20 protein-coding genes are annotated in these 22,421 nt (G+C 72.6%); 15 read left to right on the top strand and 5 right to left on the bottom strand.

Annotation, left to right across the window (positions count from 1 at the left end):
- The first annotated feature begins 35 nt into the window (after positions 1-35).
- The 6 genes from AB0912_RS18775 (at position 36) to AB0912_RS18750 (ending at position 5,963) form a co-directional block, all read left to right on the top strand.
- Positions 36-1,079: a sugar-binding domain-containing protein gene (locus AB0912_RS18775; RefSeq protein WP_366700989.1), complete on the top strand. Its 1,044-nt coding sequence runs from the start codon at positions 36-38 to the stop codon at positions 1,077-1,079.
- Between the two features lie 49 nt (positions 1,080-1,128).
- On the top strand, positions 1,129-1,587 hold the full coding sequence (locus AB0912_RS18770; RefSeq protein ID WP_366700987.1) for a ribonuclease domain-containing protein: 459 nt from the start codon (positions 1,129-1,131) through the stop codon (positions 1,585-1,587).
- A complete protein-coding gene (locus AB0912_RS18765; RefSeq protein ID WP_366700985.1) occupies positions 1,584-1,961 on the top strand; it encodes a barstar family protein in 378 nt (125 codons plus the stop codon). Before AB0912_RS18770 ends, AB0912_RS18765 begins: the two co-directional genes overlap by 4 nt.
- A 107-nt stretch (positions 1,962-2,068) precedes the next feature.
- On the top strand, positions 2,069-3,511 hold the full coding sequence (locus AB0912_RS18760) for a GuaB1 family IMP dehydrogenase-related protein (RefSeq protein WP_366701034.1): 1,443 nt from the start codon (positions 2,069-2,071) through the stop codon (positions 3,509-3,511).
- Between the two features lie 386 nt (positions 3,512-3,897).
- Entirely contained in the window at positions 3,898-5,379 is a 1,482-nt protein-coding gene (locus tag AB0912_RS18755; RefSeq protein WP_366700983.1) for an amino acid permease, read from the top strand.
- 131 nt (positions 5,380-5,510) lie between these two features.
- Complete coding sequence (locus AB0912_RS18750; protein WP_366700981.1) at positions 5,511-5,963, top strand: Lrp/AsnC family transcriptional regulator; 453 nt, start codon at positions 5,511-5,513, stop codon at positions 5,961-5,963.
- Positions 5,964-6,103: 140 nt separating this feature from the next.
- Here the strand turns inward: AB0912_RS18750 and AB0912_RS18745 are convergent, their stop codons facing one another.
- Positions 6,104-6,844: a GntR family transcriptional regulator gene (locus tag AB0912_RS18745; protein ID WP_366700979.1), complete on the bottom strand. Its 741-nt coding sequence runs from the start codon at positions 6,842-6,844 to the stop codon at positions 6,104-6,106.
- 211 nt (positions 6,845-7,055) lie between these two features.
- On the opposite strand from AB0912_RS18745, the gene AB0912_RS18740 reads away from it, so the two are divergent.
- From AB0912_RS18740 to AB0912_RS18710, 7 genes are all read left to right on the top strand, one after another.
- Positions 7,056-8,213: an extracellular solute-binding protein gene (locus AB0912_RS18740; protein ID WP_366700977.1), complete on the top strand. Its 1,158-nt coding sequence runs from the start codon at positions 7,056-7,058 to the stop codon at positions 8,211-8,213.
- Positions 8,210-9,118 carry an ABC transporter permease subunit gene (locus tag AB0912_RS18735; RefSeq protein ID WP_366700975.1) on the top strand — a complete coding sequence of 303 codons (909 nt, stop codon included), beginning with the start codon at positions 8,210-8,212 and terminating at the stop codon, positions 9,116-9,118. The genes AB0912_RS18740 and AB0912_RS18735 overlap by 4 nt, the downstream gene beginning before the upstream one ends.
- Positions 9,106-9,924 carry an ABC transporter permease subunit gene (locus AB0912_RS18730; RefSeq protein ID WP_366700973.1) on the top strand — a complete coding sequence of 273 codons (819 nt, stop codon included), beginning with the start codon at positions 9,106-9,108 and terminating at the stop codon, positions 9,922-9,924. Before AB0912_RS18735 ends, AB0912_RS18730 begins: the two co-directional genes overlap by 13 nt.
- A complete protein-coding gene (locus AB0912_RS18725) occupies positions 9,921-10,988 on the top strand; it encodes an ABC transporter ATP-binding protein (protein ID WP_366700971.1) in 1,068 nt (355 codons plus the stop codon). The genes AB0912_RS18730 and AB0912_RS18725 overlap by 4 nt, the downstream gene beginning before the upstream one ends.
- Positions 10,989-11,392: 404 nt before the next feature.
- Entirely contained in the window at positions 11,393-12,877 is a 1,485-nt protein-coding gene (locus AB0912_RS18720) for an HAD-IA family hydrolase (protein ID WP_366700969.1), read from the top strand.
- Between the two features lie 494 nt (positions 12,878-13,371).
- Positions 13,372-14,172: a carbon-nitrogen hydrolase family protein gene (locus AB0912_RS18715; protein WP_366700967.1), complete on the top strand. Its 801-nt coding sequence runs from the start codon at positions 13,372-13,374 to the stop codon at positions 14,170-14,172.
- A gap of 81 nt (positions 14,173-14,253) precedes the next feature.
- Positions 14,254-15,963, top strand: a complete 1,710-nt coding sequence (locus AB0912_RS18710; RefSeq protein ID WP_366700965.1) for an NAD(P)/FAD-dependent oxidoreductase — start codon at positions 14,254-14,256, stop codon at positions 15,961-15,963.
- A gap of 60 nt (positions 15,964-16,023) precedes the next feature.
- Here AB0912_RS18710 and AB0912_RS18705 read toward each other — a convergent pair whose 3' ends face one another.
- A complete protein-coding gene (locus AB0912_RS18705) occupies positions 16,024-16,953 on the bottom strand; it encodes an LLM class F420-dependent oxidoreductase (protein ID WP_366700963.1) in 930 nt (309 codons plus the stop codon).
- A gap of 91 nt (positions 16,954-17,044) precedes the next feature.
- On the bottom strand, positions 17,045-17,719 hold the full coding sequence (locus AB0912_RS18700; RefSeq protein ID WP_366700961.1) for a DUF5995 family protein: 675 nt from the start codon (positions 17,717-17,719) through the stop codon (positions 17,045-17,047).
- Positions 17,720-17,891: 172 nt separating this feature from the next.
- On the opposite strand from AB0912_RS18700, the gene AB0912_RS18695 reads away from it, so the two are divergent.
- The gene (locus AB0912_RS18695; RefSeq protein WP_366701032.1) at positions 17,892-19,001 is read left to right on the top strand and encodes a glycoside hydrolase family 6 protein; all 1,110 of its coding nucleotides are present in this window, start codon (positions 17,892-17,894) and stop codon (positions 18,999-19,001) included.
- On the opposite strand, the gene AB0912_RS18690 is transcribed toward AB0912_RS18695, so the two are convergent.
- On the bottom strand, positions 18,983-20,377 hold the full coding sequence (locus AB0912_RS18690) for a solute carrier family 23 protein (protein ID WP_366700959.1): 1,395 nt from the start codon (positions 20,375-20,377) through the stop codon (positions 18,983-18,985). The two genes, AB0912_RS18695 and AB0912_RS18690, sit on opposite strands and share 19 nt — an antisense overlap.
- A gap of 396 nt (positions 20,378-20,773) precedes the next feature.
- Between AB0912_RS18690 and AB0912_RS18685 the strand changes: the two genes are divergently transcribed.
- Positions 20,774-21,232: an acyl-CoA thioesterase gene (locus AB0912_RS18685; RefSeq protein WP_366700957.1), complete on the top strand. Its 459-nt coding sequence runs from the start codon at positions 20,774-20,776 to the stop codon at positions 21,230-21,232.
- Here AB0912_RS18685 and AB0912_RS18680 read toward each other — a convergent pair.
- Positions 21,192-22,403, bottom strand: coding sequence for an MFS transporter (locus tag AB0912_RS18680; protein WP_366700955.1), 1,212 nt, complete (start codon positions 22,401-22,403; stop codon positions 21,192-21,194). The genes AB0912_RS18685 and AB0912_RS18680 overlap by 41 nt on opposite strands.
- Positions 22,404-22,421: the final 18 nt, after the last annotated feature.

Here is a 22,421-nt window from a genome sequence, read left to right as displayed (position 1 = left end):
GCCGGATCTGCGAGGATGAACGGCGAATCCAGAGTGTGAACAGCAGTGAGGAGATCGCCGTGTCGGGTATGTCGGCGGGCCGGTCAGCCATGCGGATGGGACCCGCCGAGCTGGTGCAGGCGGCGGCCATGGCCCGCCGCTTCTACCTCGAGGGCAAGTCCAAGATCCAGATCGCCGAGGAGTTCGGCGTCAGCCGCTTCAAGGTGGCCCGGGTCCTGGAGACCGCTCTCGAACGGGATCTCGTGAGGATCGAGATCCGCGTCCCCGCCGAGCTGGACGCGGAGCGCTCGGACGCGCTGCGCGCCCGCTACGGCCTGCGGCACGCCGTGGTCGTCGAGTCCCCGGCGGACGCCGAGGAGTCGCCCGACCCGGAGAACCTCGGCGAGGTGGCCGCCGACCTGCTCGGCGAGCTGGTCAACGAGGGCGATGTGCTCGGCCTCGCCTGGGGCCGCTCCACCATCCACATGGCGGCGGCCCTGGACCGGCTCCCGCCGTGCACCGTCGTGCAGCTCACCGGTGTCTACGACGCCGGAACCGCCGAACGCGGCTCCGTCGAGGCCGTACGGCGCGCCGCGCAGGTGTCGGGCGGCGACGCCCACCCCATCTACGCGCCGATGCTGCTGCCCGACGAGGCCACCGCGGCGGCGCTGCGCAACCAGACGGGGATCGCCCGCGCCTTCGAGTACTTCGACAAGGTCACGGTCGCCTGCGTCTCCATCGGCTCCTGGGAGCCCGGCATCTCCACGGTGCACGACATGCTCAGCGACGAGGAGCGCGCCCACTACGCGTCCCTCGGTGTCGCCGCCGAGATGTCCGCCCACCTCTTCGACGCCGAGGGCCGGCGGGTCGGACGCGATCTGGGCGAGCGGTGCATCACGGTCGAGGCCGACCGGCTGCGGCGTATCCCCGAGGTGGTGGCGATCGCGGGCGGCCAGCGCAAGGCGGCCGCCATCGACGCGGTGCTCCGCTCCGGACTGGTCACCAGCCTGGTGACGGACACCTCGGCCGCCGACTATCTGATGACGGCGGGCACGGCCCCCCGGCCGGCGCTGAACCGGGCGGACCCGGACGGCCCCTGAGCCCGCTCCCACACGTGCCATGAGGGGACGGCCGTGGCAGCATCGACTCATGCTGCCGCGGCCGTCCCCTCGCACGTTCCCGGGCCTTGTGACGGCCGCCCTGCTGGTCTGTCTGGTGGCCTGCCTCGGGGCGCTGCTCGCGGGCTGCTCCTCGACGGACACCGCCGCGCCCGAGGGCCGGGTGACCCCCGCCGCGAGCCGCTCCGCCGCCCTCCCGTCCTGGGCGGACGGCATGCGGTCCGTCCGCGCCGCCGACCTGCCCGCCGAGGCCCGCGCGACCCTCGCCCTCATCGACCGGGGCGGCCCCTACCCGTACGCCAAGGACGGCAGCGTCTTCGGCAACTTCGAGCGGGAGCTGCCGCAGCGGCCCCGGGGGTACTACCACGAGTACACCGTGCGCACGCCCGGCGAAGGCGACCGCGGCGCCCGGCGCATCGTCACCGGGCGGAGCGGGGAGATCTACTACACCGATGATCACTACGACTCGTTCAAGGCGGTACTGAGATGACCCCTGGGCCGCTCGCGGAGCTGTGCCGCTCGGCCGGGTGGCAGGTCAGCGAGCTGGACCTCACCGGCGTCCTGGACAAGGCCGGCTTCATGGCCCGCTGTGTCCGCGCCCTCGACCTGCCCGAGTGGTTCGGCCGGAACTGGGACGCGCTCGCCGACGTGCTCGGCGACCCGGACTGGGGACCGGCCAGCCCGGGCAGGCTCCTCGTGGTGACCGGCTGGCGTCCGTACGCGCGGGCCCGGCCCGAGGAGTGGGAGACGGCCCAGGAGATCCTGGAATCCTCCTCCGGCCACTACCAGCAGTTCGACGCCACGCTCTCGGTCGTCCTCGTCCTTGGAGGATCCGACCAATTGCCCCCTGACCTGCCTGGATGATCCGTCCGGGCAACGCATACCGGCCGTCATGGGACAATGAAGTACGTGCTCTTCCCCCTGGCTGACCTGTCCGGGGGCCACCTCTGATCGACTGGGATGTGCAGCACGTGCGTTTCCTCAACGACATCCAGCCCCCGTACGACCTGACGTACGACGACGTGTTCATGGTGCCGAGCCGCTCCGCGGTCGGCTCGCGTCAGGGCGTGGACCTCAGCTCTCCGGACGGCACGGGCACCACCATCCCGCTCGTCGTCGCCAACATGACGGCGATCGCCGGCCGGCGCATGGCGGAGACCGTCGCCCGCCGCGGTGGCCTCGTCGTCATCCCGCAGGACATCCCGATCGAGGTCATCACCGAGGTCGTCTCCTGGGTCAAGGGCCGCCACCTGGTGCTCGACACCCCGATCATTCTCGCCCCCCACCAGACCGTCGCCGACGCGCTGGCGCTGCTGCCCAAGCGCGCCCACAACGCGGGCGTCGTCGTGGACGAGGAGGGCCGCCCGGTCGGTGTCGTCACCGACGCCGACCTCACCGGGGTGGACCGCTTCACGCAGCTCTCCGAGGTCATGTCCAAGGACCTGCTGCTCCTCGACGCGGACATCGAGCCCCGCGAGGCCTTCAACCGGCTCGACGCCGCCAACCGGCGCTACGCCCCCGCCGTGGACACCGACGGCCGGCTCGCCGGCATCCTCACCCGCAAGGGCGCCCTGCGCGCCACGCTGTACACGCCGGCCACCGACGCCGACGGCAAGCTGCGCATCGCCGCCGCCGTGGGCATCAACGGCGACGTGGCGGGCAAGGCCAAGCAGCTGCTCGACGCGGGCGTCGACACGCTCGTCATCGACACCGCGCACGGCCACCAGGAGTCGATGATCAGCGCCGTGCGCACCGTGCGCGCGCTCGACCCGCAGGTGCCGATCGTCGCGGGCAACATCGTCGCCGCCGAGGGCGTCAAGGACCTCGTCGAGGCGGGCGCCGACATCATCAAGGTCGGCGTCGGCCCCGGCGCCATGTGCACCACCCGCATGATGACCGGCGTCGGCCGGCCGCAGTTCTCCGCCGTCCTGGAGTGCGCCGCCGAGGCCAGGAAGTACGGCAAGCACGTGTGGGCCGACGGCGGTGTCCGTCACCCGCGCGACGTCGCCATGGCGCTCGCCGCCGGTGCCTCCAACGTCATGATCGGCTCCTGGTTCGCCGGGACCTACGAGTCCCCGGGCGACCTCCAGCAGGACGCCAACGGGCGCCTGTACAAGGAGTCGTTCGGCATGGCGTCGGCGCGCGCCGTCAAGAACCGCACCAGCGAGGAGTCGGCGTACGACCGGGCCCGCAAGGCGCTGTTCGAGGAGGGCATCTCCACCTCGCGCATGTTCCTCGACCCGTCCCGTCCGGGCGTCGAGGACCTGATCGACTCGATCGTCGCGGGCGTCCGCTCCTCCTGCACCTACGCGGGCGCCAACTCGCTCGAGGAGTTCGCCGAGAACGCGATCGTCGGCATCCAGAGCGCCGCCGGATACGCGGAGGGCAAGCCGCTGCACGCCAGCTGGAGCTGACCCCCGTACCGGATTCGGAACCGACCCGTACCGGTCGCCGGCCCCTGTTCTCCCTGCGGAGGACGGGGGCCGTCCGCGTACCCGGGGGACTGGCTCGGGGAATTGACGGGCCGTCGGTTCAGCGCGACGCGAACCCCTTTCACCTGCGAAAAGACGGTTTGCGCAACCATCGAAAGGCTCGGCGCAACGAACGCCCGCCGCACCGCGATGAACGCAACGATCATGCGAGTACGCGCAAGGTTGCTGCATTACGCCCGCGAAGCCGGACTCATAGGGTCAAGCGCTGTACACAGGCGTGGCGGGAACCCCGCTCGGCGGGTCCCTCCTGTCAGGGGTGCCGCCGGTCCCCGCCCTTTTCGACCGGCAGCGATGAAGGAGCCACCCGCGTGCTCGACCACGGCGCACCCCCGCAGTCCCGAACCACCTCCGCCCCACCGTCCCCGGGGCTCGGCGCGCGGCTGACGCGCCGCAAGCCGGTGGAACGCCTGGTCGCCGAGGGCGGACAGGGCGAGGGAGGCACCCTGCGCCGCTCCCTCGGCCTGTGGCAGCTCACGATGATCAGCATCGGCGCCACCCTCGGCACCGGCATCTTCGTCGTCCTCGGCGAGGCCGTCCCCAAGGCCGGCCCCGCGGTCACCCTCTCCTTCGTGATCGCCGGCCTGACCGCGCTCTTCTCCGCCCTCTCCTACGCCGAACTGGCGGGCACCATCCCGGTCGCCGGGTCCTCGTACTCGTACGCGTACGCGACGATGGGCGAGCTGATCGCCTGGATCTGCGGCTGGTGTCTGGTCCTGGAGTACGGCGTCTCGGTCGCCGCCGTCGCCGTCGGCTGGGGCGAGTACCTGAACGAACTGCTCGACGGCACGATCGGCGTCACCATCCCGGACGCGCTGTCCGCGCCGCCCGGCGACGGCGGGATCTTCAACCTGCCCGCCCTCATCGTCGTCCTGCTCGCCATGGCGTTCCTGCTCGGCGGGGCCAAGGAGTCGGCGCGCGCCAACACCGTCATGGTGACCGTGAAGATCGCCGCGCTGGTGATGTTCTGCGCGATCGGCGTCCAGGGCTTCCGCTCGGGCAACTACGAGCACTTCATGCCGCTGGGCATGGCGGGTGTCAGCGCCGCCGGCGCCACGCTGTTCTTCTCCTACATCGGCTTCGACGCCGCCTCCACGGCCGGCGAGGAGGCCAAGGACGCCCAGCGCGACCTGCCGCGCGCGATCATGCTCTCGCTGGTCATCGTGACCGCCCTGTACGTCCTCGTCGCGGCCGTCGCCGTCGGGGCGAAGCCCTGGCGCCGTTTCAACGACTCCGAGGCCGCGCTCGCCGAGATCATGAAGGACGTCACCGGGCAGACCTTCTGGGGCACGCTGCTGGCCGCCTGTGCCGTCGTCGCCATCGCCAGCGTCGTGCTCACCGTGCTCTACGGCCAGACCCGCATCCTGTTCGCCATGTCCCGCGACGGTCTCGTCCCCAAGGTCTTCGCCCGGGTCCACCCGAAGACCGGCACGCCCCGCGCCAACACGGTGATCGTCTCGCTGTTCTGCGGTGTCCTCGCCGCCGCGATCCCGCTCGGCCAGCTCGCCGACGCCACCAGCATCGGCACCCTCTTCGCCTTCGCGCTCGTCAACATCGCCGTCGTGGTGCTGCGCCGGACGCGCCCGGGCATGCGGCGCACTTTCCGGGTGCCGCTCGCCCCGGTGCTGCCCGCGATCGGCTTCCTGCTGTGCCTGTGGATGATGGCCAGCCTCTCCGCCGTCACCTGGGTGGTCTTCGGTGTCTGGATGGCCGTCGGGCTCGTGTTCTACTTCAGTTACGGCTATCGCCGGTCCCGGATGGCGACCGCGGCACCCGCCACCGACCAACCGTAGAACCCCGGCGAGCCCCGCGAGCCGGACAAGGACCCGGCCGGCCCCCGCGAGCCGGCGAAGGAACCCCGGCGAGCCGCCGCGAGCCGGACAAGAAACTCCGCAGGAACTCGCAGAAAAGTGAACCACCCGCAGTGCTGAACGATCTCGACGAACGCATCGTGCACGCCCTCGCCGAGGACGCCCGCCGCTCCTACGCCGACATCGGGCAACAGGTCGGTCTGTCCGCGCCCGCCGTGAAGCGGCGCGTCGACCGGCTGCGGGCCACCGGCGCCATCACCGGGTTCACCGTCCGGGTGGACCCGGCGGCGCTCGGCTGGGAGACCGAGGGGTTCGTCGAGATCTACTGCCGCCGCAACACCTCGCCGGAGACGATCCAGCGCGGTCTTGAGCGGTACCAGGAAGTCGTGGCCGCCTCCACCGTGACCGGGGAGGCGGACGCGGTCGTGCAGGTCTTCGCCTCGGACATGCGGCACTTCGAGCGGGTGCTGGAGCGGATCGCGGGGGAGCCGTTCGTGGAACGGACGAAGTCCGTGCTGGTGCTGTCGCCGCTGCTGCGGAGGTTTTCCTCGGGGTCGCCCGCGTAGCCGGCGTCTCCGGCAACGCCTTTGTGCCCGGGGGCCGCCGGTGCGCGGGTGCGGGTTCGTGGCGGCTGGTCGCGCGGTTCCCCGCGCCCCTTGGGGCACTTCCGCGCTCGGCGCCCGGACAGCGGCGGGCGGCGGGTGTTCTACTCGGCTGTTTTTCTCGCCAGGGCGTTGTTGTCTATCGAGTTGTGGACGCTGAAGCTCACCGCGTCGGAGCGGTAGCGGTCGTCGGACCATTCGACCGGGCGGCCCTCGCGGGTGGTGGTGACCCGGCGCACCCGCAGCAGGGGGCTGGTCCGGCGGACGCCGAGCAGGTCGGCGTCCTGGGCGCCCGCGGCGACCGCGTCGATGACGTGCTCGCCGTAGGCGAAGACCAGACCGGTGTCCTCGAAGAGGCGCTGGGTGACGGACGGGCACTCGGGTTCGATGGCCGCCACGGAGGCGGAGATCCAGTCCGCGTACACCGTACGCTCCAGCAGCACCGGCTCGCCGTCCAGGCCACGGACCCGCAGCACGTGCAACACCGGTGTCCTCTCCGGGAGTTGAAGCCGGACGGCGTCCTCCGCGGTCGCCGGGAGGTACTCCTGCGACACCACGTGCCCGGTCGCCTCGCGGCCCATCGCCCGGGCCCACTGGGCGAAGCTGCGCAGTTCGGCGAAGCTCTGGCTGCGGCGGCCGGTCAGGACCAGACGGCGGGCACCCTGGCGGGAACCGATCAGCCCCTCGGCGGTCAGGGCCGCGACGGCCTGGCGGACCGTGCCGCGCGAGACGCCGTAGTGGGACGCGAGATCGGTCTCCGCCGGCAGCAGGCTGCCCACGGTGTACTCCTCGCGGTCGATCGCCCGCCGCAGCTCCTCGGCGATCTCCTCGTGTCGCGCCGGCATGCTTCCCCTCTGACCGAACCACTGTGCACAGCGTGATCAGCCTAATCGACCGCCCGAGGTGGTCCGTGTCGGCCGGGATTGTGCAGGGAATCGAGGGTCACGGTTTCGCCAAAGTTTACGAACAGGACACCATCGCCGGGCCTACTGGGGCCAACTTGTTCAGACAAGTTCTCCCCGTCCCACCACCCTCGTGCGTCATCCTGGAGAGACCGTGACCGTGTTCCTGCCGAGGACCGCCCTCCTCACCGGCGGCCTCGCCGTCGCCGCAGCACTCGCCCTGAGCGCCTGCGGCGCCGCTCCCGACGACAAGTCCGACAGCGCAGGCGGCAAGAGCGCGGCCACCGCGACCTCCGCCGCGGACTTCGGCGGCCTCGACGCCCTGGTCAAGGCCGCCAAGAAGGAGGGCACGCTGCACGCGATCGCCCTGCCCCGCGACTGGGCCAACTACGGCGCCCTGATCGACGGCTTCACCAAGAAGTACGGCATCAAGATAGACGTCGAGAGCCCGGACGGCTCCAGCCAGGACGAAATCAACGCCGTCACCTCCCGCAAGGGCCAGGACCGCGCCCCGGACGTCCTCGACCTCGGCAGCTCCTTCGCCCTCAGCGCGGCACAGCAGGGACTGCTCGCCCCCTACAAGGTGGCCGCCTTCGGTGACATCCCCGAGGGGCAGAAGGACGCCGCCGGCCGCTGGTTCAACGACTACGGCGGCTACATCTCCATCGGCTGCGACGCCAAGAAGGTCAAGGAGTGCCCGACGACCTTCAAGGACCTCCTCAAGCCGCAATACAAGGGGCAGGTCGCCCTCAACGGCAACCCCACCAAGTCCGGCTCCGCGTTCGGCGGCGTCTACGCGGCGGCTCTGGCCAACGGCGGTTCCTTCGACGACATCCAGCCCGGCCTCGACTTCTTCGCCAAGCTGAAGAAGAACGGCAACTACACGCCCGTCGAGTCCACCCCGGCCACCGTCGAGAAGGGCGAGACGCCCATCAGCATCGACTGGGACTACCTGAACGCCGGTTACGCCGACGAGTTCAAGTCCAAGGGCGTGGACTGGAAGGTCGCCATCCCCTCCGACGGCGAGTACGCCCAGTTCTACTCCCAGGCCGTCAACAAGGACGCCCCGCACCCGGCCGCCGCCCGCCTGTGGCAGGAGTACCTCTACAGCGCCGAGGGCCAGAACCTCTGGCTCAAGGGCTACGCCCGCCCGGTCCTGATGCCCGCGATGGACAAGGCCGGCACCCTCGACAAGGAGGCCGCCGCCAAGCTCCCCGCCGTCTCCGGCACGCCGAGCTTCCCGACCGAGGACCAGCAGGGCAAGGCCAAGACCGTGCTCGGCCAGGGCTGGGGCAAGGCCGTCTCCGGATGACCACCGCTCTCACCGAGGCCCCGGCCGACGTGGCGCCCGCCGCTGCCGACAAGCAGCGGCGGCACCGCCATGCCCCCGGCTGGCTCGCCGTCCTCCCGCTGCTCGTGTTCGTCGCGATCGCCTTCGGCGTCCCCGCGCTCGCCATGCTGAACGGCGCCTTCACCGTCAAGGACCAGACGACCGGCGCCAGTTCGTACACCACGGACAACCTGACCGGCTCCTTCCAGGGCGCCTATCTGACCGCCCTCGTCGGCAGCGTCAAGCTGTCCGCGGTCTCCGCCGCCCTCGCGACCGTCCTCGGACTGCCGCTCGCCCAGGCCGTGGTGACCTCCCGCTTCCGCGCGCTGCGCGAGGCCGTGCTCACCGCCTCCGGCGTCCTCGCCAACTTCGGCGGCGTCCCGCTCGCCTTCGCCTTCGTCGCCACCCTCGGCAACTCCGGCGTCCTGACCCGGCATCTCGGCCTCACCGACAAGGGCTGGAACCTCTACAGCTTCTGGGGCCTGGTCATCGTCTACCTGTACTTCCTGATCCCCCTCATGGTCCTCACCATCACCCCCGCCCTCGACGGACTGCGCTCGCAGTGGCGCGAGGCGGCGCGGAACAACGGCGCGACCTCCGTCCAGTACTGGCGGCACGTGGCCCTGCCCGTCCTCGCGCCCTCCCTGCTCGGCGGCCTCGTGCTGCTGTTCGGCAGCGCCTTCGCCGCGTACGCCACCGCCGCCGCCATGGTCGGCAGCGCCGTCCCGCTGGTCACCCTCCAGATCGCCGACGCCATCTCCGGCAACGTGCTGGTCGGCCAGGAGAACGTGGCGCTCGCCCTCAGCCTCGACATGGTCCTCATCGCGGGCCTCGTCATGGCCGTGTACCTGCCCCTGCAACGACGGAGTGCGCGATGGCTCGCCTGAACCTGTGGCGCTGGGTGGTCCTCGCCCTCGCCGGGCTGTACTTCCTGGTGCCCATGGCCGCCTCCGTGGTCTTCACGGTCGACGTGCCCGGACAGGGCGTCACCTTCGACGCCTACACCCAGATCGTCTCCGCCGAGGGCTTCGTCTCCAGCCTGCTGCTCTCGCTGGAACTCGCCCTCGCCACCATCGTCGTGGTGCTGCTGCTGATGGTGCCGGCCACCGTCGCGCTGCGGCTCGGCGCGCCCCGGCTGCGGCCGGTCGTCGAGGTGGTGTGCTCGCTGCCGCTGGTCGTCCCGCCGATCGCGTTCGTCGCCGGCATGGCCACGGTCCTCAAGTGGGGGCCCGACCACCTCTCGCGCACCCCGCTGTTCCAGACCTTCGTGGCCATCCAGAACCCGGACTTCCCCGTCGTGCTCGTCCTCGCCTACGTCGTGATGGCGCTGCCCTTCGTCTACCGGGCACTGGACGCCGGACTGCGCGCCGTCGACGTCCGCACCCTGGTCGAGGCCGCCCGGAGCTGCGGCGCGAGCTGGCCGCAGGCGCTCGTCCGGGCCGTGCTGCCCAACCTGCGCGGCGCGCTGCTCAACGCCTCCTTCCTCACCCTCGCCCTGGTGCTCGGCGAGTTCACGGTCGCCCGGCTGCTCGGCTACCAGCCGTTCGCCGTGTGGATCTACAACGTCGGCGGCTCGCAGGCCCAGTTGTCCGTCGCCGTCTCCGTGCTCAGCCTGTTCGTCACCTGGGCCCTGCTCCTCGCGCTCGCCACCTTCGGCGGCCGCTCCCGTACCGCTTCCGCCTCCCGGGGATGACCATGACCCTCGCCACGCTCGAAAAGGCCGCCACCGTCGAATTCCGGGGACTGAGGCGGGAGTTCGGCCCGACCGTCGCTCTCGACGGTCTCGACCTCACCGTCCGGCCCGGTGAACTCCTCGCCTTGCTCGGCCCCTCCGGCTGCGGCAAGACCACCGCGCTGCGCATGCTCGCCGGGTTCGAACACCCCGACTCCGGCGAGGTGCTGGTCGACGGCGAGGACGTCACCCGGATTCCGGCGCACCGCCGGGACGCCGGGATGGTCTTCCAGTCGTACAGCCTCTTCCCGCATCTGAGCGCCGTCGACAACGTCGCCTTCGGGCTGCGGATGCGCAAGGTGCGGTCGGCCGAACGGCGCTCCCGCGCCGCCGAGTTGCTCGATCTGGTCGGTCTCGCGGACAAGGGGGAGCGGTATCCGCACCAGCTCTCCGGCGGTCAGCAGCAGCGGGTGGCGCTGGCCCGCGCGCTCGCCCTGCGGCCCCGCGTCCTGCTGCTCGACGAGCCGCTGTCGGCGCTGGACGCGAAGGTGCGCCTGTCGCTGCGCGAGGAGATCCGCCGGCTTCAGCAGGAACTCGGCATCACCACACTGTTCGTGACGCACGATCAGGAAGAGGCGCTGTCCATGGCGGACCGGGTCGCCGTGATGCGCGCAGGACAGCTCGAACAGTGCGCGGCGCCGGGCGAGTTGTACGGGCGTCCCGCCACCGCGTTCGTCGCCGAGTTCGTGGGCACGATGAGCCGGATCCCCGGGACCCTCGACGGCGAGTCGGTCGAGGTGCTGGGCCGCCGGCTGCCGGTGGACGGCCAGGCGCCCGCCGTACGGGAGGTGGATGTGCTGGTCCGGCCCGAGGCCGTGCGGGTCAGCGCCGACGAGGCGGGCACCGCGCGGCTCGTGGCCACCGCGTTCCTCGGCGCGGCCACCCGGGTCACCGTCCGCCTCGCCGACGGCACCGAGGTCAAGGCCGACCTGCCCACGCACGAGGCCGCGTCCCTCGCCACGGGCGCGCCCGTCACGGTCACCCTGCCGGACCGTCCCGTCCTCGTCGCCGAGCGCACGGGCTGAGGGGTGGACGCCGTTTCCTGACCCTGAAGGCGGTTCCGTGACGGCGCGGGCCCCGGCGGAGGACGACGACGGCCGGGGCGTCTCCCATGACCGGGACGAGGGCCGAGCCTCCCGTGACCGGGCGACGGCCGGGGCGTCTCCCGTGACCGGGGCGAGGGCCGAGCCTCCCGTGACCGGGGCGACGGCCGGGGCGTCTCGCGACCGGCGCCACGTGCCCGCGGCGGTGCCGCCGGGGCGTCGAGCCCCCGGCGCCCGTGAGCGGGCGGAGGGCCGCGGCGCGGCGGCGGCCCTCCGCCCCGCCGCGCGGCCGTGGACGCCCTCCCCGCCCACCCCGTCACCGAACGCCCCACCCGCGCGCACCCTTCTACGCCCCCACACATCCCCCACCGACGAAAGAGACCACCGTGAGCCACCGCACCGCCGCCCGACCCCCGCTCCAGGCCGTCCTGTTCGACATGGACGGCACGCTCGTGGACACCGAGCGACTGTGGTGGGAGGCGGTGGAACAGGTGGCCGACGCGCTCGGACACGTGCTCACGGGCGCCGACCAGCCCGAGGTGCTGGGACAGCCCGTGGAGTACACCGCCTCCTGGCTGGCCGGGATCACCGCGTCCCCGGCCGCGACGATCGCCGCCGAACTGCACCGCGAGTTCGCGGACCGGGTCAGGACCGGCATCGTGCCCCGCCCCGGAGCGACCGAACTGCTCGACGCCCTCGCCCGCGAAGGCGTCCCCACCGCCCTGGTCACCGCCTCCCCGCGCGCGGTCGCCGACACCGTCCTCGCGGCCCTCGGCGCCGAGCGCTTCGCCGTCTCCGTCACCGCCGACGACACCGAGCGCACCAAGCCCGCCCCCGACCCCTACCTCGCCGCCTGCCGCGCCCTCGGCGTCGAGCCCGCCGGCTGCGTCGCCGTCGAGGACACCCAGACCGGCGTCACCTCCGCCGAGTCCGCCGGCTGCGCCGTGCTCGCCGTGCCCTCGCTCGCGCCGATCGGGCCCGCGGCCGGGCGCACCGTGCTCGGCAGCCTGGAGGAGGTGACCCCGGAGCGGCTGCGGGCGATGGTCGCCCCGGCCGAGCTGCGCGTGCTGACCTGGAACCTCTGGTACGGCGGCACGAAGGTCGACGACCACCGCGAGAAGCAGCTCAAGGTCATCGCCGAGACCGGCGCGGACGTGGTCGGCCTCCAGGAGACGTACGGGGACGCGGCGCGCGAACTCGCCGACGCGCTCGGCTGGTACCACCACCGGGCGGGCGACAACCTCGGCGTGATCAGCCGCTACCCGATCACCGCCCGGCTCGGTGACCCGGACGTCGGCTTCTACGGCGGCACCGGCGTCCGCGTCGAGCTGGACGGCGGCCGGCGCGTGGACGTGTGGAGCGCCCACCTCGACTACACGCCGTACGGGCCCTACGAGGCGCGCTTCGACGGGCTCCCGGCGGCCGAACTGGTCGCGCACGAGAGCGGGCGGCTCGCCCAGATGCGGGCGATCCTGCGGATGATCGCCGACTCCGCCGACCCGGCCACGCCGGTCGTCCTCGTCGGGGACTTCAACACCCCCTCGCACCTGGACTGGCCCGATGTCGCCTGGCCGGTGACGAAAGCCGCGGAGGCGGCCGGCCTGCGCGACTCCTACCGCGAGGTCCACCCCGACCCCGTCGCACACCCCGGACACACCTGGTCGCCGGTGCACGCCGAGCACGAGGACGGCAGCGGGCGCCCCGAGCCCCAGGACCGCATCGACTTCGTCCTGCACCGAGGCCTGACCCCCCTCGACTCCCGCACGGTGGTCACCGGCACCCCGGCTCCGTGGCCCGACGTGCGGACCAACGACTGGCCCTCAGACCACGCGGCGGTCCTCACGGTCTTCGGGGTGCCGCGGGGGGAGTGAGGGACGGCCACGGGGGGAGTGGGCGGCGGCCCGTCCCCACCCCGGGCTCGCCCCGCCCCGGACTCGCCCCACCCCGGCCTCACCCCTCCCCGGCCCGTCCCCGGCCCGCGTCGGCCCCGGTGACCGCGGGGGCCTGCCCCTGTCGGCGAGCCCCATCCGGGGCCGTCTGTGACCGTCGACCAGGCTGCGGCCGTCGGCGCCGTGCCCCTTCGACGCCCGGGAGGGTCGGCGTGTCCCCTTCACTCCGGCCCGGGGTGAAGGGGACACCGTCACCTCGGGCCGGGCGCGCCTGTGACCCGCGTCTCCCCGGCCGGGGAGGGCACCCCGCCGGGTCAAGCCCCCGCACCGGGCGCGCAACGAATCTCCGCCGGAGGCGCACCCCACGCAACGATTCGTCCAGTGGCGCGCAACGGGTCCTTCTTGTCCCGTCGAGGGAGCCGACCGTACCGTCTAACAGGCCCCCCAAACCCCCTCCGTACCGGTGGAGAACACGCATGCGCACAGCCCTGCTCCAAAGCTCCGGCCGTCCCGGCTCGGTCGCCGAGAACCTCAAGGTGCTCGACGACGCCGCCGGCCGGGCCGCCGCGGCGGGCGCCGGGCTGCTCGTCACCGCGGAGATGTTCCTCACCGGCTACGCCATCGGCGACGACATCGGCCGGCTCGCCGAGCCCGCCGACGGAGACGCCGCCGACGCGGTCGCCGAGATCGCGGCCCGGCACGGCGTGGCCGTCGCCTACGGCTACCCCGAGCGCGGCACCGGCGGCGACAGCGCGCACGTGTACAACTCCGTGCAGCTCGTCTCCGCCGACGGCGCCCGGCTCGCGAACTACCGCAAGACCCACCTCTTCGGCTGCTTCGAGCGCGACCACTTCACCCCCGGTGACCAGCCCGTGGTCCAGGCGGAGCTGAACGGCCTGCGGGTCGGCCTCATGATCTGCTACGACGTCGAGTTCCCGGAGAACGTCCGCGCGCACGCCCTCGCCGGCACCGACCTGCTGCTCGTCCCGACCGCGCAGATGCACCCCTTCCAGTTCGTCGCCGAGTCCGTCGTCCCGGTGCGGGCCTTCGAGAACCAGATGTACGTCGCGTACGTCAACCGCACCGGCCCGGAAGGGGAGTTCGAGTTCGTCGGGCTCTCCACGCTGGCCGGCCCCGACGGAGTCGCCCGGGCCCGGGCCGGCCGTGGCGAGGAACTGGTCCTGGCCGACGCCGACCCCCGCCTCCTCGCGGCCTCACGCGAGACGAACCCGTATCTGAAGGACCGCCGCCCCGGCCTCTACGGGTCCCTCGTCTGACCCCGCGCCGGCCGCCCCCGGCCCGGCCCCGGTCGAACCAGCCCTCCCCTCACCAGCTTTCGCGCAAGGAGTCCGCACCCCATGACGTCCACCGTGCCCAACGCCGTCCAGCACGCCGACGTGCAGCAGCCGCCGATCACCATGTTCGGCCCGGACTTCCCCTACGCCTACGACGACTTCCTCGCCCACCCGGCGGGCCTCGGCCAGATACCCGCGACCGAGCACGGCACCGAGGTCGCCGTCATCGGCGGCGGACTCTCCGGCATCGTGGCCGCGTACGAGCTGATGAAGATGGGCCTCAAGCCCGTCGTCTACGAGGCCGACCAGATCGGCGGCCGGCTGCGCACCGTCGGCTTCGAGGGCTGCGACCCCTCGCTGACCGCCGAGATGGGCGCGATGCGCTTCCCGCCGTCCTCCACGGCCCTCCAGCACTACATCGACCTCGTGGGTCTCCAGACCCGCCCGTTCCCGAACCCGCTCGCGGAGTCCACGCCCTCCACGGTGGTCGACCTCAAGGGCGAGTCCCACTACGCGACCTCCGTCGACGACCTGCCGCAGGTCTACCGCGACGTGATGAACGCCTGGAACGCCTGCCTGGAGGAGGGCGCCGACTTCTCCGACATGAACCAGGCCATGCGGGAGCGCGACGTGCCCCGTATCCGGGAGATCTGGGCGAAGCTGGTCGAGAAGCTCGACAACCAGACCTTCTACGGGTTCCTCTGCGACTCGGAGTCCTTCAAGTCCTTCCGGCACCGGGAGATTTTCGGCCAGGTCGGCTTCGGCACCGGCGGCTGGGACACCGACTTCCCGAACTCCATCCTGGAGATCCTGCGCGTCGTCTACACCGAGGCCGACGACCACCACCGCGGCATCGTCGGCGGTTCCCAGCAGCTCCCGCTGCGGCTGTGGGAGCGCGAGCCGGAGAAGATCGTCCACTGGGCGTACGGCACCTCGCTGTCGTCGCTGCACGACGGCGCCCCGCGCCCGGCCGTGACCCGGCTGCACCGCACCGCGGGCAACGGCATCACCGTCACCGACGCGAACGGCGACATCCGTACCTACCAGGCCGCGATCTTCACGGCCCAGTCCTGGATGCTGCTCTCCAAGATCGCCTGCGACGACTCGCTCTTCCCGATCGACCACTGGACCGCCATCGAGCGCACCCACTACATGGAGTCCAGCAAGCTGTTCGTTCCGGTGGACCGGCCGTTCTGGCTGGACAAGGCCGTCGACGACAGGGGAAACCCGACGGGCCGGGACGTCATGTCGATGACGCTCACCGACCGGATGACCCGCGGCACCTACCTGCTGGACGACGGCCCGGACAAGCCCGCCGTCATCTGCCTCTCGTACACGTGGTGCGACGACAGCCTGAAGTGGCTGCCGCTGTCCGCGAGCGAGCGGATGGAGGTCATGCTGAAGTCGCTCGGCGAGATCTACCCGAAGGTCGACATCAGGAAGCACATCATCGGCAACCCGGTGACCGTCTCCTGGGAGAACGAGCCCTACTTCATGGGCGCGTTCAAGGCCAACCTGCCCGGCCACTACCGCTATCAGCGCCGCCTGTTCACGCATTTCATGCAGGACGCGCTGCCCGAGGACAAGCGGGGCATCTTCCTCGCCGGCGACGACATCTCCTGGACCGCCGGCTGGGCCGAGGGCGCCGTCCAGACCGCGCTGAACGCGGTCTGGGGCGTCATGCACCAGCTCGGCGGCACCACCGATCCGACCAACCCGGGCCCCGGCGACGTCTTCGACGAGATCGCGCCGGTCGAACTCCCCGAGGACTAGGGGTCGTTCGCTCGAAAGCCAGGAGTTGCGAGCGCTGCGGGAGTGGGCGCGGGCGGCGGTTCACACGCCGGCCGCCCGCGCCGCCTCGTACACCGCGGCGGCCACGTCCTTCAGTTCCTCGGCGTCCCGGACCGTGCTCTGCAGGTCGAGGAAGATCTCGTCCAGGCCCACTTCTGCATGGGCGGCGAGGTCCTCCACGATCTGCTCGACACCGCCGTGGAATGCCTGGCGGTCACCGCCCTCGTACCCCTTCGCCGCGTACCGGACGTTCGTCCGCAGGACCGCCCGGATCGGCTCCGTGCGCCCCCGTTCGGCGGCCAGGTCCCGCAACTCCCGCCACTCGGACGCCAGTCCGTCCGCGCCCGTCCCGATCGGCAGCCACCCGTCGGCGTGGTCCACGAGCCGCCGCCGCGCCCGGCCGGTGCCGGCGGCCAGCAGGACCGGGATCGGCCGGGCCGGCTTGGGCCCGACCACCGCTGAGGCGATCCGGGTGAGGCCGCCCTCGTAGACCACCGGGTCGGGGCCCCAGACCGCGCGGCACACCTCGATCACCTCGTCCAGGACCCGCCCGCGCTCCTCGAAGGGCCGCGCCGACGCCGCCGCGTACTCGTCGTGCGACCAGCCCGTGCCGAGGCCCGCGACGACCCGGCCGCCGCTCGCCGCGTCCAGCGTGGCGAGGGACTTGGCGAGCTGGAAGGGCGTGTGCAGCGGGGCGACCAGCACGCTGGTGCCGAGCAGCGCGCGCTCGGTGACGGCCGCCGCGAGCGTCAGGGTCACCAGCGGGTCGGCGACCGAGCGGTAGGTGTCCGGCCAGGGCAGGCCCTCGACGCCGTACAGCCCCTGGGTGGCCGGTTCGGGGAACAAGGCGCGCTCGAAGACCCACAGACTGTCGTAGCCGATCGCCTCGGCGGCGCGCGCCACGTCGGGCACGTCACGGCCGATGTCGTACTGCCGCATCTGCGGGAGGGCCAGACCGAGTCGCGTCGCCATGCTGTTCGCTCCTTCGTGCCGGGGTGTGCCGACCGGTCAACGTACAGCGGGCGCACCGGAGTTTCGGAGCCGGGCGCGCGGCATGGCCGGATCAGTCCGGCAGGGGAGTGAGCAGCATCCGGCCGGCCAGGCCGACGAGGGCGTCGAGGCGCTCGGCGAACTCCTCGGCCAGATCGGGCAGTCCGCGCAGCGCCCACAGGGCCCGGGCCGCGGACCAGGTCGCCTCACGGGCCCGCTCAAGGCTCCAGGAGCCGAGCAGATGGGTGAGCGGATCGGCGAGCTGGAGCAGATCGGGGCCCGGCATCAGATCCTCGCGGATGCGCTCCTCCAGCGTGCCGAGCAGGTCGCCGACCCGGTCGAACTCGTCCTCCAGATCGGCCGGTTCGCAGCCGAGCGTACGGCAGGTGTCCACGACGGCGAGCGCGAGGTCGTGCCCGATGTGCGCGTTGATGCCCGCGAGCGCGAACTGCAGTGGACGTACTCCCGGATGGCGGCGGAACTGGAGCAGCGGGCGCCAGCAGGCGGGCGCCCGGCCCTCCTCCGCCACCGTGAGATAGCGCTTGGCGAACCGCACGTTCAGGGTGGTCGCGGCCCTGTGGTCCGGGAAGAACCCGGAGTCCAGGAGCCGGTCGAACTCCTCGGTGACGGTGAGGTAGACACGGTTGAAGACCGCGATCCCGTCCCGCTCGGGCAGCGTCGCGTCCAGGACCCGCATGCGCGCGACGACCGCGTCTACGGGAGTGGTGAGGTGTGCCGACTGGGCCATGAGGGCAGCGTCCCAGCCCTAGGGTGGCCGCGGTGCCGCCGTGCCGGAGGCTTCCCCAGAACGGGGGAACGCGCGCGGGGCGCGGTGGGGGGAACGGGACGTGCCAGGCTTACGTGCCCAGCGGCTGTCCGAGCGCAGGGCGGCGCGCAGGCGCTCCGCCGGACGGGGGCTCATGGTCGCCGCGGCCTCCGTCGTGGTGGCCGTCGCGACGGTCACCGGGATGGTGTCCGCGCTCGGCGACGGACCCGCCTCCGAGGAGGCGGGGCCCCCGCTGACGGAGGCGACCGCGGTCCGTCCGCCGCCCGTCGTGCCGACACCGTCCCCCCGCCGGACCGCCCCGTCCCCCTCGGCCGCCGCGAAGAAGCCCGCCGCGCGCCCCTCGGTGCGGGCCGCCGCGCCCCGGACCGAGGCCGCCGCCCCCGGCCGCCTCTACGGCCACCCCGACTCCCAGGTCCGAGCCTGGGTCGACGCCCACCCGGGCGACGCGCGACGGCGGGTGATCGAGTCCCGGATCGCGAACCGGCCGGCCGCGGTGTGGTTCGCCGACTTCACCCCGTCCACCATCACCGCCCGGGTCAGGTCCGTGACATCGGCCGCCGCCAGGGAGGGCCGGGTCCCCGTCGTCGTGCCGTACGCCGTCCCGGAGCGCGACTGCGGCGGTGCCTCGGAGGGCGGCGCGCCCGACCTCGCCGCGTACGACGCCTGGATCGACGGCTTCGCCGCGGGGCTCGGCTCCGGCGAGGTCGTCGTCGTCCTGGAACCCGACTCGATCGCCCAGTCCGACTGTCTCGGCGAGGAGCGGCGGGCCGCCCGTTTCGCCTCCCTCGCCCGGGCCGGCCGGGTCCTGAAGGCGGCGGACCCGAAGGCGCGGGTCTACTACGACGCCGGACACTCCGACTGGAACCCGGCCGCCCGGCAGGCCGCGCTGCTCGCCCGCGCGGGCGCCGCCTCGGCCGCCTCCTCCGACGGCGTCTTCACCAACGTGTCCAACTTCAACCGGACCGGCGACGAGATCGGCTACGCCCGGGCCGTGCTCGCCGCGCTCGGCGGGCCGCCCGGTCTCGGCGCGGTCATCGACACCAGCCGCAACGGCAACGGCGCTCCCGCCGACGGCGAGTGGTGCGACCCGGCCGGCCGCCGCGTCGGACAGGCGCCGACCCTGGCCACCGGGGTGACCGGGATCGACGCCTATCTGTGGGTCAAGCTGCCCGGCGAGTCGGACGGCTGCAAGGGCTCGCCGGGCACCTTCTCGCCGGAGTACGCCTACGAGCTGGCCCGCTGATCGCCCGGCTCGTCGTAGGAGGACGTCCCGGAGTCGAGCAGCGGCTCCTGGGTCTTCAGGTGGGCCGGGGCCATCGCCCGCAGCGCGTGGTAGCCGGTGATGACGACGATCGTGCCGAGGGCGATGCCGTTCAGCGAGAAGTTGTCGGTGAACTTCAGGCTGACACCGCCGATCCCGATGATGATGCCCGCGGCGGCCGGCACCAGGTTCAGCGGATTGCGCAGGTCCACCCCGGCGTTGAGCCAGATCTGCGCGCCGAGCAGGCCGATCATCCCGTACAGGATGACGGTGATGCCGCCGAGGACACCGCCCGGGATCGCGGCCACCACCGCGCCGAACTTGGGGCACAGCCCGAACAGCAGGGCGAATCCGGCGGCGGCCCAGTAGGCGGCCGTGGAGTAGACGCGGGTCGCGGCCATCACGCCGATGTTCTCGGAGTACGTGGTGTTGGGCGGGCCGCCGACCGCGGTCGAGAGCATCGAGGCGACACCGTCCGCCGAGATCGCGGTGCCCAGCCTGTCGTCCAGCGGGTCGCCGGTCATCTCGCCGACGGCCTTGACGTGCCCGGCGTTCTCCGCGACGAGCGCGATGACGACGGGGAGCGCCACGAGGATCGCCGACCACTGGAACGAGGGCCCGTGGAAGGACGGGAGCCCGATCCAGTCGGCCTTGCCGACGGCGGAGAAGTCGAGGCGCCAGTGGTCGGTGACCTTGCCGCTCGCGTCCACCGCGTGGATACGGCCGAAGATCCGGTCGAAGAGCCAGGAGATCACGTACCCGAAGACGAGCCCGAGGAAGATCGCGATACGTGACCAGAAGCCGCGCAGGCACACCACGGCCGCGCCGGTGAGCAGCATCGTCAGCAGGGCCGTCCACTGGTCCTGCGGCCAGTAGGTGGACGCGGTCACCGGCGCGAGGTTGAAGCCGATCAGCATGACGACCGCGCCGGTCACGATCGGCGGCATCGCGGCGTGGATGATCCGCGCCCCGAACCGCTGCACGGCGAGCCCCACCAGGAACAGCGCGACGCCGACCACGAAGACCGCGCCGGTCACCGTCGCGCTGGTGCCGCCCTGCGCGCGGATCACGGCCGCGACGCCCACGAAGGAGAGCGAGCAGCCCAGATAGCTGGGCACCCGGCCGCGGGTGGCGAGCAGGAAGATGACCGTCGCGACGCCGGACATCATGATCGCGAGGTTCGGGTCGAGTCCCATCAGGACGGGGGCCACGAACGACGCCCCGAACATGGCCACCACGTGCTGGGCGCCGAGCCCCACCGTGCGGGGCCAGGAGAGGCGTTCATCGGGGCGGACGACCGCTCCGGGGGCGGGATTGCGCCCGTCGCCGTGCAGTTTCCAGCGCACGCCGAGGTCCATGGTGAGGGTTCGCTTTCTCTGTACGTGAATCTGTCCGGACCATTGTCGGGGGTAACCAGCCGCCCTCCAGCCGCCCTCCATCCGCCCGGTCCCGCTCGTGAACGCCGTCCATCGGCCTGACCGGAGGCCGTCCGGTGGCGGCGGACGCGGGGGAGCGGGTGGCGCGGGCGATGCTCCGCCTCCGAAGCCCCGGCCGGCCTCGCGGGCGGGGCCCCGCCTCCGAAGCCCCCGCCGGCCGACGGTCCGCCTGAGCGGTTGCTTAGAATGGGGGCGAGTTCTCGGCCACGAGACGCCCGGCGGACGGCGGGGCCCCGGCCGGCCGTCCCGTACGGCGTCTCCGCGGCCCGCCCCACCCGTACGCGCACACCGCGCGCAGCCCCCAGGAGAGTCCCGCCCGTGACCGCCGAAGCCCCCGCCGCCCCCGCCCTGTCCTACGGCCGGCTGCTGCCCGTCACCGTGCACTTCGACGACCTCGACGCGCTCGGACTGCTGCACAACGCCCGCTATCCGGTCCTCGTCGAGCGGGCCTGGACCGCGCTGTGGAGCGAGCGCGGTGTCGGCTTCGACGGCGACTGGGCGGCGGCGGGCGACGCCTGCAACGCGGTCATGGAACTCCGGATCACCTACGAGGCCCCGGTCAGCCGCCCGGGCGCGTACGCCGTCCACCTGTGGCTGGAACGGCTCGGCACCACCGGGCTGACGTACGGCTTCCGCTTCTGCTCCGCCGACGGCGCGGTGACGTACGCGCGCGGCACCCGCGTCCTGGTCCGGCTGGACGCGGCGACCCTGCGCCCCACGCCGTGGAGCGAGCCGTTCAGGTCCGCGGGCCGGGAACTGCTGCGCCCGGCCGACTGACCTCCGCACGGTCGCGGTCGCCCGCGCGCAGCACCCCCGCGAGCACGGTGAGCCCGCACACCAGCGCCGTGACCAGCGTGAACGACACCACCAGGCTCGTCGCCTGCGCCACCGAACCGATCAGGCTCGGCGCGACCAGCCCCGAGGTGTACGTGATGGTCGCGACGCCCGCGATGGCCTGGCTCGGGTTGGGGCCGCTGTGTCCGGCCGCCGCGAAGCACAGCGGGACGACGACCGCGATGCCGAGACCGAGCAGCGCGAAGCCGCACATCGCCGGCGCCACGCTGTCCGCCAGGACGATCAGCAGACCGCCCAGCGCGGCGAGCACCCCGCCGGCCCGCACGGTCCGTACGGCGCCGAAGCGGTTCACCACCGTGTCGCCGACCAGCCGGGCCACCGCCATGGTCAGCATGAAACCGGTGGTCGTAGCCGCCGCGAGTCCGGCCGAACTGTGCAACTGGCCGTGCAGGTAGACCGCCGACCAGTCGAGGCTCGCGCCCTCCGCGAACACCGCGCAGAAGCCGACCGCGCCGATGAGCAGCGCCGAGCGCGGGGGCAGCGCGAACCGCGGGGGCGGCTCCTCGTCCTCGGTGGGCTGGAGGTCGAGCACCCAGCGGCAGGCGACCAGCCCGAGCACGGTGAGGATCGCCGAGGCCAGCGCGTGATGCAGTCGCGCGTCCGAACCGAGGTGCGCGGCGAGCGTGCCGGCCGCCGAGCCCACCAGGGCGCCGGCGCTCCACATGCCGTGCAGCCCCGACATGATCGACTTGTCGAGCCGCTGTTCGACCTCGACGCCCAGCGCGTTCATCGCGACGTCCGCCATGCCCGCCGTCGCCCCGTACGCGAACATCGCGATGCACAGGGTGAGCAGGTTCGGCGCCACCGCCGGGAGGATCAGCGACAGCGTCCACAGGGCCAGCAGCCCGCGCAGCGCCGTACGGCTGCCGAAGCGGTGGGTGATCCGCCCGGCCAGCGGCATCGCGCAGGAGGCGCCGAGCGCGGTGAAGGCGAGGGCGAAGCCCAACTGGCCGGCGCTCACCGAGGCGTGGTCCTGGATCCACGGCACCCGGGTCGCGAACGAGCCGGTGACGGCTCCGTGCACGGCGAACACGGCCGCCACGGCGTACCGCGCACGCTTCACCGCGCCCTTGTCGTACCGGACTTCACTCATGCTCGGGCCCCTCCCCGG

The organism is Streptomyces sp. NPDC007084, assembly GCF_040703595.1.
Taxonomy (GTDB): domain Bacteria; phylum Actinomycetota; class Actinomycetes; order Streptomycetales; family Streptomycetaceae; genus Streptomyces.
This window is presented reverse-complemented; position numbering and strand designations above follow the sequence as displayed.